The following is a 15,698-nucleotide window of genomic DNA, read 5'->3' on the forward strand; positions in this document are numbered from 1 at the left end:
GGATGACAGGTCTATTTTTTTTACACATAAATCGTCAGGCACTTTTCGATCACTTGGGCGCTGATCGGCGTTGGCGCTACACTTTCTCCATCTGCATGGACAGGCAGCTGTCCCGCTGCCTGTATCGTTATCTGCTTGCCCCTATAAAACCGGACAGCCGGATGATGACGATGAGCTCCTGTGAATATTTTCGGAAAAGCAGCTAACAATCCGAGTCGGCTCACACCACTTACTACGCAAATGTCTGCGATGCCATCGTCCGGGATAGCATCGGGACAAATCAGCATTCCTCCTCCGTAATTCGGAATATTGGCAGCGACAACTAGCCAGACAGCCTCTAAACCAGCCTCATGACCATCAACGTTCAGTACGATGTCACATGGCTGATACGTACATACGACGCGAATCACCGATATAATGTAGGCGAGTGCTCCGAGCTTATACCGATTTAGCCAAGCTTTGTACACAGCTTGATCTGTTATCTTTGCTACCTGTGCATCGAATCCAGCCCCGATTGAATTCACAGCTACTTCTCCATTCAATAAAAGCAGATCGATTCGCTTTTCCCCTTTTTCCGACAGAATTCGCTCTAATGCCTGTAACGGTTTCATCGGAATTCCATGTCCGCGAGCGAAATCATTCCCGGAACCAGCCGGCACCAATCCAAATCGACAATCTTGTTTCGATTCGTATATCCCGTTTATCACGCCTCGGACAGTACCATCCCCTCCGACAGCAATGATTTTATTTACTCCCTCTTTTTCAATCAGCTCTTTTGATAATTTTTCGGCGTCCCCCTCTCCTGATGTCAACCTGACATGAAAAGGCGCTCCCAGACGTCGTAGCGTCGCCTCAATTTGCCTCCATACTTTCAACCCTGTGCCATTACCTGATACAGGATTGACGATAACACCCAACATACCATTCTCTCCCCAAACATGCTGTCGTACTGTATTGTCCCGTCCCGCTTATCCATCCTTGCTCGTAAATCGAGTTTTTGTATCATATTATCGCATGCTATTTTTATCGATGATAGTTGATTTTTCATAAAAAAAGACTCCTCCCGAAGGAAGAGCCTCTCTGCGGACTATGAAAACAGCTTTGAAATCCAATCGATAAAGGGAACTCCGACTGCTGCGATCACTAATGCTGGCATCATGTTGGCTACTCTTAACTGTTTGATCTCCAAAACGTTTAATCCAATGGCAATAATCATCAAGCCACCTACCGCCGTTACTTCTACCAGGATCGCATTCAGCATCGTTTCGCTCACCACACTGTAAATGCTCGTAGATAATAGCGCGATCATGCCTTGATATAAAAACACGGGCACTGCCGAAAAGATGACACCGATTCCTAGCGTTGATGCGAAAATGATCGCAGAGAATCCGTCTAGCATTGCTTTCATAAACAGTACTTCGTGGTTGTTACGCAAACCACTGTCCAATGAACCTAGTACAGCCATGGCTCCAATACAGTACACCAGCGTCCCCGTGATAAAGCCAGTGGCGATACTTCCTTGGCTCCCCCCAACTTTCCTTTCCAGCCAGTGACCCAGATTGTTTAAGCCTTTTTCAATCCCAATCCATTCACCTATTACTGTTCCTAGCACAATACTGATAATCACGAGTAAAAAATTTTCCGAACCCAGGCACATTTTAATGCCCAACACGAATACGGCCAGAGCAATTCCTTGCATGACGGTTTGTCGCATCGACTCCGGAATTCGCTTCAACATTCTGCCTAACAATGCCCCTAAGATGATTGCTCCGGCGTTGACCAATGTTCCCAGCAAGATCACTTGCGCTGTCCCCCTACAGATGCCTTACCCTTACACAAACGCTGCTGCTATTTCCCGAACAGCGTTATGAAGCGCTTCTACATCTTTCTCTGAGTTAAAAATTCCAAAGCTGGCTCGAACCGCTCCACGTTGCTCGGTACCGGCAGTCTGGTGACCCAGTGGCGTGCAATGAAAACCTGATCTCGTCGCAATCCCGTATTGTTGATCCAGGATAAACGACACCTCTGCTGCATCCACCTCTCCGATATTAAAAGCAACCACGCCTACACGTTCGATCTCAATCCCCGGTCCGTAGACATGTACACCGTCGATTGTCTGCAATCCAAGGATCGTTTGCTTCACCAATTCCCATTCGTGCTGACGAATGTTGTCCACACCTTTTTCCATGACAAAATCAACACCTGCTTGCAGCCCTGCCAAACCAACCGTATTGAGTGTCCCGCTTTCGTATCGGTCTGGACGTGTTGTCGGTTGATCAATCGCTTCAGACTGACTGCCTGTCCCCCCATGAATCAAAGGTTCGAGATCAATGTCACTCCTCACGTACAAACCACCTGTACCTTGTGGACCATACAGCCCTTTGTGCCCAGGAAAAGCAAGCATATCAATATTCATTGCCTCTACATCGATAGGCAAAACACCAGCAGACTGAGAAGCATCCACCAAAAACGTAATTCCGTGCTCTTTTGCCAGTTTTCCCAGTTCTGCTACAGGCAGGATAACACCCGTCAGATTGGAGGCATGACTCACAACGATTAACCTTGTTGCGGGTGTAATTGCCTTGGCAAAATCCTCTACATAGAATTGATGGTCTTCTCTCGGCTCGACAAAAGTAGCTGCTACTTGGTTGTTTTTGCGCATGTACTCGATGGGACGTCTTACCGAATTATGCTCGACAGACGAAGAAACAACATGATCTCCTGCTTGTAAGAATCCTTTTATCGCTTGATTAAGCGCTTGAGTGGCATTGAGATAAAAAAAGAGGTTATTCGGGTTTTGAATCCCAAACAACCGTGACACTTGCACTCGTGTCCGAAACACAGCTTTACTCGCTTTCATCGCCAGTGCATGTCCACCTCGGCCAGGATTTGCAGCAAAATCCTCGATGACCTCGGCCATCATTTCTTTGACTGCCGGTGGCTTCGGCCATGTAGAAGCTGCGTTATCCAAATAGATGATCGCCATGACTACCTTACCTCCTGGACTTACTTCTCTATATTCAGCATTTCGATGATTCGCTCCAAGTCTTCCTGTGAATAGAAGTCGATTTCGATCTTGCCGCGCTTTGTTCCTTTTTTAATCTTGACCGATGTTCCAAAACGACTGCGTAGTCGTTCCTCCATCTCGATCAATACTGGCTCGTTTTTCGCTGGCTTTTTCTTTTTTGTTTCACGTGAAACATTGAGCTGCTTCACAAGCTCTTCCAGCTGACGAACACTCAATCCTTTTTCCACCACGTCATTTGCAAGCTGTTGTTGTACTTTCTTATCCGTTACCCCAAGCAAAGCGCGCGAATGTCCCATGGATAGTTCGGCTGCCGAAACCATTTTTCGGATCTTCTCCGGCAGTTGCAGCAAACGAAGCATGTTGGCTACATGCGGTCGACTCTTCCCAATCTTTTGCGCAAGCTGTTCTTGTGTATAATCATGGTGGGAAATCAGCTTGTCATAAGCTTCTGCCTCTTCGAGTGGATTCAGATTTTCCCGCTGCAAGTTCTCAATCAGGGCAATCTCCATTAATTGCTGATCTGTGTACGCCTTTACTACTACCGGAACCTCTTTTAACCCCGCTACCTTTGCAGCACGCAGTCGTCTTTCCCCAGCTACTAGCTCGTAACCTTTGATACTTTTCCGAACAATCAGCGGTTGGATGATTCCATGCTCTTTGATCGACTGTGCCAGTTCCTCGATAGCTGATTGCTCGAATTCTTTCCGGGGCTGATAAGGGTTAGGACGAATCTCATTGATGGAAACCTCTTTTACCTGTTCCCCTTCTTCGATGAGATTGGAAGTAATAAGTGCATTCAGCCCTTTTCCCAATCCTCTACTCATACCCCTACCACTTCCTTCGCCAAATCAGTATAGACTTCCGCTCCTCGTGAGCGTGGATCGTACGTAATGATGGCTTGTCCGTGTGACGGTGCTTCACTCAAGCGTACATTTCGAGGAATAATTGTCTTGTATACTTTGTCCTGAAAATACTTTTTCACTTCTTCAATCACTTGCAGACCGAGATTCGTACGTGCATCGAGCATCGTCAGCACAACACCTTCGATAGCAAGCTGTGAATTCAAATGTTTTTGGACCAAACGAATGGTGTTCAACAGTTGGCTTAAGCCCTCAAGCGCATAGTATTCACATTGGATTGGAATTAAGACCGAATCAGATGCTGTCAAAGAATTAACGGTCAAAATCCCCAAGGATGGCGGGCAATCGATAATGACGTAATCGTACTTGTCCTTGACTACTTCCAGTGCCTTTTTCAGACGAACCTCACGAGAAATCGTAGGAACCAGCTCGATTTCCGCCCCTGCCAATTGAATGGTGGCAGGGATGATCATTAATCCGTCAATTTCAGTCGGCAAAGTCGCATCGACGGGGTTGATATCATTGATCAGGACATCATAAATGCAGTACTTTACATCTGCCTTATTTACCCCGATCCCACTGGTGGCATTTCCTTGCGGATCAATATCAACCAGCAGCACCTTTTTCCCCAATGCGGCCAAACAAGCACTTAGATTGACGGACGTAGTCGTTTTCCCGACGCCGCCTTTCTGGTTCGCAACCGCAATGATTTTTCCCAACTTCTCCACCTCTTTTTTGTCGTGTAGGAAAGCTTGTGGCTTGACCAGTACACTCTCCAATACGTCTTTCAAAGTCATCTTCTGTATCCTCATCTAGTTAGTCATTCGAGTCTATTTACGATTTGCTCGTATTCTTGTAAAACGATAATCTTTTTTACAATTTTCTTCGTTCGTTGCCATTCAGTTACCTTTACATGGCCTGTACACAATAAGACGAAAAAAGCCTCTGAAAGTTATCCTCATTGATTATCGAGCAAACCAGCAGTATGCACAGGTTGGTACTCTCCATGTTATCAGATTTGCAGCTTGGTCGTACGCTGTTTTTTTTAGATAGTGAGACAAAAAAGCCTGATTTTTGTCCCAAAAATGCAGATTTCCCTAGCTTTTTTATGAAAAATGCTTATTTCTGGAAATTTGATCGTGCAGAAAGCATCATTTTCTATAAATAATCAGCATTTGTCCAAAAAGAAAGGCGACAATGTCGCCTTTTTGGTTACCATCTACATTTATTTCCCTGTTTCCTTGTTTTTCGGAATACGAATGGTGAATTGATAGAATTCATCATGGTCTTCTTCCGCTGTCTCTACAGGCAGGCCCGTCTGGATCACCATATCGATCGATTGCCGAACGGTATTAATCGCAATTCGCGTATCCCTTGAGAATGCTTTCCAGCGAGGCTTCGCATCTTTTTCCGATTTTGGGTTCTCAGCCAATTCTAGCAGCTGCTTCACACGTACTTCCGTCTGTTTCACATTCCATTCCCGCTCCAAAATCTCCAGCAGGACTTTATTTTGTAATTCTGGATCTTTTAACGGTATCAGAGCCCTTGCATGACGCTCTGTAACTTGTCTGGACAACAAGGCATCTTGAATTTCTTGCGGTAAATGGAGCAAGCGCAGTTTGTTTGCGATTGTCGATTGTCCTTTGCCCAAACGCTGAGCAAGACTCTCTTGCGTCAAATTGTGCAAATCAATCAGCTTTTGATATGCGACTGCCTCTTCAATGGCTGTCAAACCTTCTCGTTGCAAATTCTCAATTAATGCGATAGAGGCTGTTTGCGAGTCATTAAACTCTTTGACAATCGCAGGAATCCTCTCCATGCCCAATTTTCTAGTTGCGCGCAAACGTCGTTCCCCGGCAATCAATTCATAACGACCATCGCGAACCCGCACGACAATCGGTTGAATGAGCCCATGAGTTCGTATCGTTTGACACAACTCATCAATTTTCTCGTCATCAAATACAGTTCGAGGCTGATATGGATTCGGTACGATCTCCTCAACTGGTATTTGTTTGATTTCTTCGTTCTCTGTCTTGTCAGTCAAGCCAAAAATCCGAGAAAATGAATCTTTAACTGCCATAGAAAAATCCCCCACTTCTACCCGTTCCATCCGTGCTATTTTTAAGTCTTTGAAGAGGTGTTCAAAAAGTCATTTTTGATCACGAAGAAATCCTGAAAAATTGCGCAACAACGAAACAAGCGTTACCTTCGAAATCCAGGTGCTCATGTAGCTCCCCTACATTCCGCTCCTCCTTCTTCAGCTTCTCGCCGCCTTGTTGGTGCTGATAAGACAACTTTTTGAATACGTCCTTGAAACTGAAAAAGGTCCTGTCCAATCAACGACAGAATCTCCCTCGAAACATTTTGTATCCCTCGCCCATCCATTGTCCGGATATGACAGATTGAATATGTTCTTTGATTGTTGCTGCTAAGGAAAAATGGCATATTAGCGTCGTAAGTGAGTCCAGTCCTACTCTTTTAACATAGGTCCTCCTCTTACATCGTTAGAGACAGCATGCAGCTACTTTTAAAAAAGCTTCACAAGCCCTATAGTACATACTGATTAACAGACTCTTCTTGCCCATCCGGTCGGTTTGTAAAATTGCCTTTGACCTAATCTTCTTTCCCTACACGCTTTCTTCAGGTTCATTTATATATATGTAATTCTGCAAGATTCGCCCAATTCCTGCTAACAAAAAACGTTTCACGTGAAACATCAATTGTGATTTTCGTAAAATAACCTCTATCGAGGACCTTCTCATGGACGAGCGACCGCATTTTTGTGGAAAGTTATTATGCGCTCCGGAATTCTTGAGTGTACTGCTTATAAAATTCCTATACGTTCATAAAAATCGTGATGATCACGGTGCTTTGTCGTCTCTTCACTTCCCATACTCTCATCGGTAGAATGTGAAATCTTGGTGACGGTAAAACAAGCGAGGAAAATGTCTATGAAGGTCTAACGTCAGGTACGATAAAATCGCGGCAACGATCGCAGCACTATCATCTCTGTACTGAACATTAGACAAATGACTGATGCAACCCACATCCCTGCTGCCGTCGTCAAGCCTTTCACTCTACCATTGGCTCCAGCTCCCAAAAATCCCATGCCTGTGACGACTTGTGCAGCTATCCTCCCCGGATCATGATTTACGCCACTCGAAGAAAAACCATAAATGGAAGCTAGCCCAAAAAGACACGAACCAAAGCATACGAGACTATACGTTGGAAAACCAGCACCTCTTTGCCTACTCACATCTTTTTGAATCTCTCTCGCTCCCATCCCATGATGGCACCTGCTAGAAAAGCTAGAAAGAGCCGAAGCAATATGGGTAGAAATTCTGGCGAAAAAAAGGAGGAAAGTACTGTTTTTCGAAGGAGCTAGTACTATGCATATGCCGAGTTGTAGACTCCATGATACAAGACGCAAATCTGAGAGAATTCATCAGGAACAGGCTGTTCCATTTAAACTTTCAACACGAAAAAAGGGCCGCAGCACGTGGCTACAACCCTCTCTTATCATTGACTCCTACACTAACGGCTTTTTCGCAGGAACGCCTGCCTTGCGCGGATAGCTTTTCGGCGTCGCTTCTATTTTTTCCATGATGACGATATTACGCTCTCCCGCTTCCTCTAGAAGCTGGAATGTCTCGACCTTTCTCGTTTTTCCACCGAGGGTCTTGATTGCTTTCTTCGCTTCAGCAAGCTCTGGAGTAATCTCCGCTCCCTTGAGAGCGATGAAGTGTCCTCCGACTTTGGCAAAAGGAAGGCAGAACTCCGACAACAAATTAAGTCTCGCAACAGCACGTGCCACTACGAGATCAAATTTCTCCCGATAAATCGCTTCTTGCCCACGATCCTCTGCACGCCCATGTACAGGATTCACGTTCTCCAGACCCAGTTCCTGCGCTACATGCTGCAAAAAGCTCATACGCTTGTTCAAGGAATCAATGATTGTCATTTTCAGATGTGGGAAGCAAATTTTCAAAGGAATGCTCGGAAAGCCTGCGCCCCCACCGATATCAACAACTGATTGCACCTGGTCAAATGGAAAGTAAAAAGCCGGCGTAATCGAATCATAAAAATGCTTGTTGTACACTTGCCCTTCTTCAGTAATCCCGGTCAGGTTCATCTTCTCATTCCATTCCACCAGTAGGCGGAAAAAATGATCAAACTGCTCCTTCTGACGATCCGTCAAAGAAATCCCCTGGGCTGCAAGTACCTCGGCAAACTGTTCTTTCGTCATAGCTTTTCTCCTTACTCGGCTACTCCCACGCGTTTGTACTCCAGATATACCATCAACACGGAAATGTCTGCTGGAGTAACCCCTGCGATACGAGCCGCCTGCCCGATGTTCAACGGACGAATTTTGGTCATATTGTCACGGGATTCCTTGGACAAACCGGAGATTTGGTGGTAGTCAATATCTGTTGGGATGCGGCGCTCCTCCATTTTTTTCATCCGCTCTACTTGTTGCAATGACTTTTTGATGTAGCCATCGTATTTAATCTGGATTTCAACCTGTTCCGTTACATCCTCTGGCAGTGCTTCGGGTGCAGGGACCATTTGAGCAATGTGGCTGTAGTTGATTTCCGGACGACGCAGCAATTGAGCAAGCTCGATGACATCTGTCAGTTCAGGGGAGCCTGCGTTGCGCAAAACCTCTTGAACATGTGCCATTTCAGGACGTACACGCGTGTTTGCCACACGTTCTTTTTCTTGCTCAATCAGCGCGCGTTTTTGGTTAAATCGCTGGTAGCGCTCATCGCTAATCAGACCAATTTCATGGCCGATATCCGTCAGGCGCAAGTCCGCATTGTCATGACGAAGCAGCAAGCGATATTCGGCACGAGAAGTAAGCAAACGATAAGGTTCATGCGTTCCTTTCGTAACCAGGTCGTCAATCAAAACACCGATGTACGCCTCTTCTCGTCCCAAAATGACGGGTGGTTTTCCTTGAACGCGGCGTGCTGCGTTAATCCCTGCCATGAGACCTTGCCCCGCTGCTTCTTCATAACCAGAGGTACCATTGATTTGTCCTGCTGTGAACAAGCCAGGCAAGATTTTGGCTTCCAAAGAAGGCCAGAGCTGCGTCGGCACGATTGAATCATACTCAATCGCATAGCCAGGACGCATCATTTTGACTTCTTCCATTCCAGCCATGGAGCGCAGCATAGACAGCTGAACATCCTCCGGCAAGCTGGTCGACAAGCCTTGTACATACATTTCTTCGGTATTGCGTCCTTCTGGCTCCAAGAAAATTTGGTGACGCGGCTTATCATTAAAACGAACTACCTTATCTTCAATCGAAGGGCAATAACGCGGGCCCGTTCCTTCAATCATTCCCGAATACATAGGGGCACGATGCAGATTGCTATTAATGAGTCCATGCGTTTCTTCATTTGTATATGTCAGCCAGCAAGGCAGCTGATCCATAATAAATTCCGTTGTTTCATAAGAAAAGGCGCGCGGTACCGGATCACCAGGCTGAATCTCCATTTTGGAGAAATCCACACTGCTGCTATGAACACGCGGTGGCGTCCCCGTCTTGAAACGTGTCATTTCAAAACCGAGTTCCTTCAAATGATGTGCCAGACGAATGGACGGACGCATGTTGTTCGGTCCACTTTCGTATTGAAGATCCCCGAGGATGATCTTTCCGCGCAAATAGGTTCCGGTCGTCAATACAACGGATTTGGCCATGTATCGCGCTCCAGTTTGTGTGATAACCCCTTCACAAACTCCATCGTTTACGATCAGCTCTTCCACCATCGCTTGACGCAGGATCAGATTCGGAGTATTTTCAATCGTTTTCTTCATTTCATGCTGATACGCAAATTTGTCTGCTTGCGCGCGCAAGGCATGCACTGCAGGTCCTTTCCCTGTATTCAGCATCCGCATTTGGATATGGGTTTTGTCGGTATTGCGTCCCATTTCTCCACCAAGCGCGTCCAATTCGCGTACGACGTGGCCTTTTGCCGGACCACCTACGGAAGGATTACATGGCATGTACGCCACAGCGTCCAGGTTGATCGTCAACAGCAATGTACTACAGCCCATACGTGCAGCCGCCAATGCCGCTTCCGCACCGGCATGACCCGCACCAATGACAATGACGTCAAAAGAGCCCGCTTCATATGCAGGTACAACGTTCATTTTTTATCCTCCTAATCACTTACCCAGACAGAACTGGGAGAAAATCTGGTCAATCAAATCCTCGCCGACGCTTTCTCCAATGACTTCACCAAGTAGCTCCCACGACTTTTTAATGTCGATCTGAATCATGTCTACTGGCATCAAATCATCGATTCCACCCAGCGCTTCATCTATGGCTCGTTCTGCCTGACGAAGCAGTTGAATATGTCTAGCGTTGCTCACATAGGTCAAGTCATCCTGCTGCACACGACCACTGAAGAAAATCTCCCCAATCGCCTGCTCCAGAAGATCGATCCCCGTTTCCTCACGCGCAGACGTCATAATCAACGGCTGCTGAGGGAAATGACGCTTGATCTCTTCCAAATCCACTTTTTGTGGCAGATCGAATTTATTAACAATCACAATCACATGGAACCCTTTAGCCGCTTCAAAAATCGCGTAATCATCAGCAGAGAGAGGCTCGTTGTAGTTGATCACGAGCAACACAAGGTCAGCCTTTTGCAGTAGCTGTCTGGACTTCTCTACTCCGATTTTCTCCACGATGTCCTCTGTATCGCGAATTCCTGCGGTATCGATGAGTCGCAAAGGAACCCCGCGCACATTGACATACTCTTCGATGACATCGCGTGTCGTTCCCGCAACGTCAGTCACAATCGCCTTTTCCTCTTGGACCAGACTATTTAATAGAGAGGATTTCCCTACATTCGGACGTCCAATAATCGCGGTCGACAAGCCCTCACGCAAAATTTTTCCTTGCTGTGCGGTCTGCAACAGTCGCTGGATTTCACCTTTAACCTCCAGGCACTTTCCTCGCAAGAAATTTTGTGTAAACTCCTCGACATCATGCTCTGGATAGTCCAATGTTACTTCTATATGGGCCATAGCTTCAATCAAGTTTTGACGGAGCTGCCGAATGAGCCTTGACAGCTTCCCTTCGACTTGATTCAATGCGACCTTCATCGCTCTGTCTGTCTTCGCCCGGATCAAATCAATGACGGCCTCAGCCTGAGACAAATCGACACGTCCATTTAAGAACGCACGCTTCGTGAACTCACCAGGCTCCGCCAATCTTGCCCCATTATCCAAGATTAACTCCAGAACCTTTTCAACGGAAACAATTCCTCCGTGACAGTTGACCTCCACTACATCCTCCCTCGTAAATGTACGGGGAGCCTTCATTACGGAAACCAGTACCTCTTCCACTCGTTCACCTGTGTTTGGCTCATACAAGTGCCCATAATGGATCGTATGGCTGTCCACAGTGGACAACCGCTGCTTTCCTTTATATATCTTATCCACAACTTCGATCGCTTCCGTACCGCTTACCCGGATCACGGCAATACCGCCTTCACCCATCGGTGTTGCGACCGCCGCTATTGTATCGAATTTCATGCTGTTCACCTCAAGCTTTCCACTCTTACAAGTCAGCCACTAACTTACTAGCATAACAGATCGTCTGGAAAAATTCCAAAAGAAAGTGCAGCCAATCCATCTATATGCCCAAACACCCAATAGGAAAAAGCAACCCTCTCTCCAAGGTTGCCGTCCATTTTGGTTATCCACAGTATAATCATTTTCGCAAATCCTCAACCATTTGGTCAATTATCCACAGTGGACAACTTTTTGAGAGAGATTATTCAAAATGTCGTCGCTTGCTTCCTTACATTCAGGCAAAAAAAAGAAGCCTAGCGAGAGGCTTCTTTCGGTGCAATCACGATATAACGATTTGGCTCGTCTCCTTCACTGAAGGTAACCACATCCGCTCTCTTTTGCAAGAAGGCGTGGATTACTTTCCGTTCAGCAGCAGACATTGGTTCCAGACGTACATCCCGTTTGGTCGATAACGCTTTTTTCGCCACACGATCTGCTAGCTGCTCCAATGTTTCCTTGCGACGCAGCCTGTAATTTTCGGCATCCAGAGTGATACGTACATGTTTGTCCGCATGACGGTTCGCTACGACGTTTACGAGATACTGTAATGAATCAAGAGTTTGTCCCCTGCGGCCAATAATGATTCCCAGATTGGTTCCCTGGATGTCAAACAGCATGCCTTCTTCATTTGTACGCGTCTCCACTTTGGCATTCACCTTCATGTTCGACAAAACGTCTTGAAGAAAGTCACGTCCCTGTGCAACCGGATCAAAGTGAAATTCTACTTGCACTTTAGCGTCCTTTGCCCCAATCAGTCCAAACAACCCTCTGCTTGGTTCCTCCAGAACTTGGATCGTTGCCCGCTCACGCGGCACTCCCAATTCCAGCAAAGCTTTTTGCACAGCATCGTCGATCGTTTTTGCCGTAGCTACCACCTTTTTCACTTGGAGGCTCCCCCCTTAGGAGTTGGCATATTTCCTTTATCACGATACAGGAAGTAGGTTTGTACAATGGTAAACAGGTTACCGTATACCCAGTACAGAGACAGCGCTGATGGCAATGTGACAGCAATCGCCAAAATCATCAGCGGCATCATGACGATCATCATTTGCATTTGTGGATTCCCTTGTGTTGCCTGACCCATCATCTTGGACTGCAGGTACGTCGTAATCGCCGCAATGATTGGCAAGATGTAGTACGGGTCCTTTTGTCCCAGCGTCAGCCACATAAACGTTTGCGAATTAATCTCGGTTGTACGGATAATCGCATGGTAGAACGCGATCAAAATCGGCATTTGTACCAACATTGGCAAGCATCCAGCCAACGGGTTGACACCGCTCTTCTGGAACAAAGCCATGGTTTCCGCTTGCGCTTTTTGAGGATCATTTTTGTACTTGTCACGGATTTTTTGCATCTCCGGTTGAATCTCTTGCATTTTCTTGGAGCTCTTGATTTGCTTGACCATCAATGGAAGCACAATGATTCGAATGATGATCGTTGCAACCAGGATACCCAGACCGTAGTTGTTTCCGAGTATCAATGCGCTCTCTTTAATTAGCCAGGACAGTGGATAGACAAAATACTTGTCCCAAATGCCGGTTGCGTCAGGGCCAATTGGTGCTGCAGCTTGGGGGTTACAGCCCGACAAAACTAGAACCAGCATAGTCAGCATAAAAATGCTGAGTGTACGTCTACTCAAGGGTGATCCTCCTTTTCCCCGCTTCAATTGAGGTAATCTTATTTGTGCTGATCCGGGACTGGATCATACCCGCCCGGGTGGAACGGATGGCATTTCAAGATGCGACGAAGGGCCAACCAGCCTCCCCTCCACGCTCCAAATCGGCGAATCGACTCGATTGCGTAGTGAGAACAGGTGGGCGCGAATCTGCATGAAGGTGGTTTATACGGAGAAATCATCAGTTGGTATCCCCGAATCAACCAAACCATGATCTTCACCATCATCGTTTCACCCTCTTTTTCCATCTCTTTTTCCATTATGTACGGGTGCCTGTTTGATCACTTTGGCTCGCTTCATCACATGTAACAGAGATTGCTCAATGGCTTCAAGTGTCATCGCTTCCACACCCGGACGGGCGATGATGACGAGATCGAGACCGACTGGAATATCAGACTCCATTCGAGCTACTGCTTCGCGTATAAGCCGCTTGACTCTATTGCGGACAACAGCATTGCCAATTTTTTTACTGACGGAAATTCCAGCACGAAAAGCCGCTTGTCCCTCTTGCTTTGCTGAATACAAGACAAACTGCTTATTAGCAGCAGAACTTCCTCGTTGAAACACAGCTTGGAATTGCTCATTTTTTTTGAGCCGGTGTGAACGATGCAAGGTAAACAACCCCTAACATCACAATTATAGTAGAAAACGTAAACAGCATCTACCAGTATATCCTTGTTTCGTCCACTTTTTTCCCCTAACAGTCAATTTCCGCGATGATTTCTGCACTGGCATGACGTAAATGAGCGAGCAATGGCCCATCCGCTTGGAAAAAGCCCAATTTTTGAAGGGACAAGGAAAGCTCGGCAGGCAGATCCGCCCAATGATTTTCCAGCCATTCATCAGAATCCACACTTTGATATAACCAGATCGCCTCTGAAAATAATAAAAACCCGGCCATATCAAGCTGATTTCTCTCCTGCAATCTCTGAACCTTCCTCTTTACTAACCAATCATTTTCAGTCGCCAGTACAAACTCGATCCCCTCATTTATTGACCGTAGATGAGCCCGATAGTCCGCCAATACCATGAGTGCATCCTGTACATCCTGAATACTCCGGTATGTCTCCTGAAAAAAGCCATCCATACCGTCCGACCGTCCTGCTTTCTGAACCAACTGATACAACTGTGCATCACTCAACGAATGCCCCTGGAAGACGGCACTCATTTGCAGCGCCCCTATCCATCCTGCCCATGCAGCCAAATAAGCGGAGTAAGGAAAGCCTTCCCTTAAGGCAGCCTGCGCCTCTTCGTGGAACGAATCTACCTCCGCTTTTGCCTGTGCAAACATTTTCTCTTTTCCAGCCGGGGAATCCATATAGGCACACATGTCATTCATCCAGGAAGTGAAACGATCCTCCGGGTCTAGAATCACCTTTGCTTCCTTTAAGTAACGCCATGCCCACGGATTCTCGTATACTTCTTCATCTGTAGGAGCAGATTGAACCTGCAGCTGTATCACATGCCCTCTAAACAAACGATTTTCACAGGAAGGATCATCTTCTCCCTCCACAAAGATGTGTAAATCAAGGTCGCTGTATGCGTCCGCTTCTCCCCTCCCGACAGATCCACCAGCATAGGCACATACCAAGCTGGCTAGAGGCCATTCATCAAGAAACTCTCGCGCCAACGATACAAAAAAGTCGGTTACATCCTTACTTTGCTCCATCGGCCTCCTCCTGTCTCTTCAATAAATAGTAGGATTTTCGGTAGCTAGGTAACGATTATCCCTCAAAAGGTTTCCACATCGGAGAGAGCCTTCCTCTTTTTATAAGAACAAAGAATTTTCAGACATATGTAGCCAAACAAAAAGGCCACTGAAAGTGTGGCCTAAGCGGAAAGAACTTTTCTACCTCTTTGACGACGAGCAGCCAAAATTTTACGGCCATTTTTTGTGCTCATGCGCTTACGGAATCCATGATCCTTTTTGCGCTTGCGGTTGTTAGGATTGAAAGATGGTTTCATTACGTATACACCTCCGTCTTGCAAAGACATTCTTTTGCATTATAAGAACATATGCCTAAAAAGTCAAGCAACAGTGGAATTTCATTACCAAGGCAAATATCCCCATAAAACTATTTCCCGGGTCTGTGGATATCATTTTATCCACAAAAACAGCTTTCGACAAGTTTATCTACAGCTTGTACACAAAATATAGGGATGTGAATATGTGGCGAGTACCAGAAGTTGTGTTTGTGGATAAGTATGAAAAAACCATTGATACCACGCTTTATATCTGTTATTATGTTTTTGTTTTGAAGCGTGAATAACTCCGATACGTGAATCGGTTTTTCCACAGGGTGTGGATAAGTTTGTGGACAGATTCTTTCCTATGTGTATGTCGTTACTCACAGGATTGAGGATAACCGTCTGCTTTTTTTCACTTCTACGAGCGGAATCCCTATATTTCGACTTTTTTTATCCACAGTCGTTACATACGGCTGTGTTGACAATTAAGTCACAACATAGCAGGTTTTTGCACTTTTTCTCGATCATGATGGATCGGTCTTCATCAATTTTTCGGATGGCCCAAAGGGAGGGATTCTGG

Annotated in this window: 17 protein-coding genes; 1 reads left to right on the forward strand and 16 read right to left on the reverse strand. The window is 46.2% G+C overall.

Going from position 1 to position 15,698, the window contains the following annotated elements; genetic code table 11:
- Window positions 1–20: 20 nt before the first annotated feature.
- The 5 genes from FO446_RS28815 to FO446_RS28835 all read right to left on the reverse strand — a co-directional run bounded on the left by FO446_RS28815 (window position 21) and on the right by FO446_RS28835 (window position 4,607).
- On the reverse strand, window positions 21–920 hold the full coding sequence (locus FO446_RS28815; protein WP_237899734.1) for a diacylglycerol/lipid kinase family protein: 900 nt from the start codon (window positions 918–920) through the stop codon (window positions 21–23).
- A gap of 167 nt (window positions 921–1,087) precedes the next feature.
- Window positions 1,088–1,801, reverse strand: coding sequence for a DUF554 domain-containing protein (locus tag FO446_RS28820; RefSeq protein WP_237899736.1), 714 nt, complete (start codon window positions 1,799–1,801; stop codon window positions 1,088–1,090).
- A 30-nt stretch (window positions 1,802–1,831) separates the two neighbouring features.
- On the reverse strand, window positions 1,832–2,986 hold the full coding sequence (locus FO446_RS28825) for an aminotransferase class V-fold PLP-dependent enzyme (protein ID WP_237899737.1): 1,155 nt from the start codon (window positions 2,984–2,986) through the stop codon (window positions 1,832–1,834).
- A 20-nt stretch (window positions 2,987–3,006) separates the two neighbouring features.
- The gene (locus FO446_RS28830; protein ID WP_173612515.1) at window positions 3,007–3,852 is read right to left on the reverse strand and encodes a ParB/RepB/Spo0J family partition protein; all 846 of its coding nucleotides are present in this window, start codon (window positions 3,850–3,852) and stop codon (window positions 3,007–3,009) included.
- Window positions 3,849–4,607: a ParA family protein gene (locus FO446_RS28835; RefSeq protein ID WP_173612523.1), complete on the reverse strand. Its 759-nt coding sequence runs from the start codon at window positions 4,605–4,607 to the stop codon at window positions 3,849–3,851. Before FO446_RS28835 ends, FO446_RS28830 begins: the two co-directional genes overlap by 4 nt.
- A 287-nt stretch (window positions 4,608–4,894) precedes the next feature.
- Here FO446_RS28835 and FO446_RS28840 point away from each other — a divergent pair, with 287 nt between their 5' ends.
- A complete protein-coding gene (locus tag FO446_RS28840) occupies window positions 4,895–5,056 on the forward strand; it encodes a hypothetical protein (protein ID WP_173612516.1) in 162 nt (53 codons plus the stop codon).
- A 57-nt stretch (window positions 5,057–5,113) separates the two neighbouring features.
- Here FO446_RS28840 and noc read toward each other — a convergent pair whose 3' ends face one another.
- From noc to rpmH, 11 genes are all read right to left on the reverse strand, one after another.
- The gene (noc, locus tag FO446_RS28845; RefSeq protein ID WP_173612517.1) at window positions 5,114–5,968 is read right to left on the reverse strand and encodes a nucleoid occlusion protein; all 855 of its coding nucleotides are present in this window, start codon (window positions 5,966–5,968) and stop codon (window positions 5,114–5,116) included.
- An 885-nt stretch (window positions 5,969–6,853) separates the two neighbouring features.
- Window positions 6,854–7,171 (reverse strand): MgtC/SapB family protein, encoded by a 318-nt coding sequence (locus tag FO446_RS28850; protein WP_237899739.1) that lies wholly within the window; start codon window positions 7,169–7,171, stop codon window positions 6,854–6,856.
- 246 nt (window positions 7,172–7,417) lie between these two features.
- Window positions 7,418–8,134 carry a 16S rRNA (guanine(527)-N(7))-methyltransferase RsmG gene (rsmG, locus tag FO446_RS28855; protein ID WP_221868186.1) on the reverse strand — a complete coding sequence of 239 codons (717 nt, stop codon included), beginning with the start codon at window positions 8,132–8,134 and terminating at the stop codon, window positions 7,418–7,420.
- 11 nt (window positions 8,135–8,145) lie between these two features.
- Window positions 8,146–10,044 (reverse strand): tRNA uridine-5-carboxymethylaminomethyl(34) synthesis enzyme MnmG, encoded by a 1,899-nt coding sequence (mnmG, locus tag FO446_RS28860; protein ID WP_221868185.1) that lies wholly within the window; start codon window positions 10,042–10,044, stop codon window positions 8,146–8,148.
- A 15-nt stretch (window positions 10,045–10,059) separates the two neighbouring features.
- A complete protein-coding gene (gene mnmE / locus FO446_RS28865) occupies window positions 10,060–11,436 on the reverse strand; it encodes a tRNA uridine-5-carboxymethylaminomethyl(34) synthesis GTPase MnmE (protein ID WP_047070294.1) in 1,377 nt (458 codons plus the stop codon).
- Window positions 11,437–11,729: 293 nt separating this feature from the next.
- Entirely contained in the window at window positions 11,730–12,359 is a 630-nt protein-coding gene (jag, locus tag FO446_RS28870) for an RNA-binding cell elongation regulator Jag/EloR (RefSeq protein WP_007720132.1), read from the reverse strand.
- Window positions 12,356–13,114, reverse strand: a complete 759-nt coding sequence (yidC, locus tag FO446_RS28875) for a membrane protein insertase YidC (RefSeq protein ID WP_330873233.1) — start codon at window positions 13,112–13,114, stop codon at window positions 12,356–12,358. The genes jag and yidC overlap by 4 nt, the downstream gene beginning before the upstream one ends.
- Before the next feature lie 38 nt (window positions 13,115–13,152).
- Complete coding sequence (gene yidD / locus FO446_RS28880) at window positions 13,153–13,377, reverse strand: membrane protein insertion efficiency factor YidD (protein WP_205669431.1); 225 nt, start codon at window positions 13,375–13,377, stop codon at window positions 13,153–13,155.
- 4 nt (window positions 13,378–13,381) lie between these two features.
- Window positions 13,382–13,762 carry a ribonuclease P protein component gene (rnpA, locus tag FO446_RS28885; protein WP_015894104.1) on the reverse strand — a complete coding sequence of 127 codons (381 nt, stop codon included), beginning with the start codon at window positions 13,760–13,762 and terminating at the stop codon, window positions 13,382–13,384.
- 85 nt (window positions 13,763–13,847) lie between these two features.
- Window positions 13,848–14,819 carry a nucleotidyltransferase domain-containing protein gene (locus FO446_RS28890; protein WP_237899740.1) on the reverse strand — a complete coding sequence of 324 codons (972 nt, stop codon included), beginning with the start codon at window positions 14,817–14,819 and terminating at the stop codon, window positions 13,848–13,850.
- A 161-nt stretch (window positions 14,820–14,980) separates the two neighbouring features.
- A complete protein-coding gene (gene rpmH / locus FO446_RS28895) occupies window positions 14,981–15,115 on the reverse strand; it encodes a 50S ribosomal protein L34 (protein ID WP_007720125.1) in 135 nt (44 codons plus the stop codon).
- Between the last annotated feature and the right edge of the window lie 583 nt (window positions 15,116–15,698).

Source organism: Brevibacillus brevis, from assembly GCF_022026395.1.
In the GTDB taxonomy this organism is placed as follows: Bacteria; Bacillota; Bacilli; order Brevibacillales; family Brevibacillaceae; genus Brevibacillus.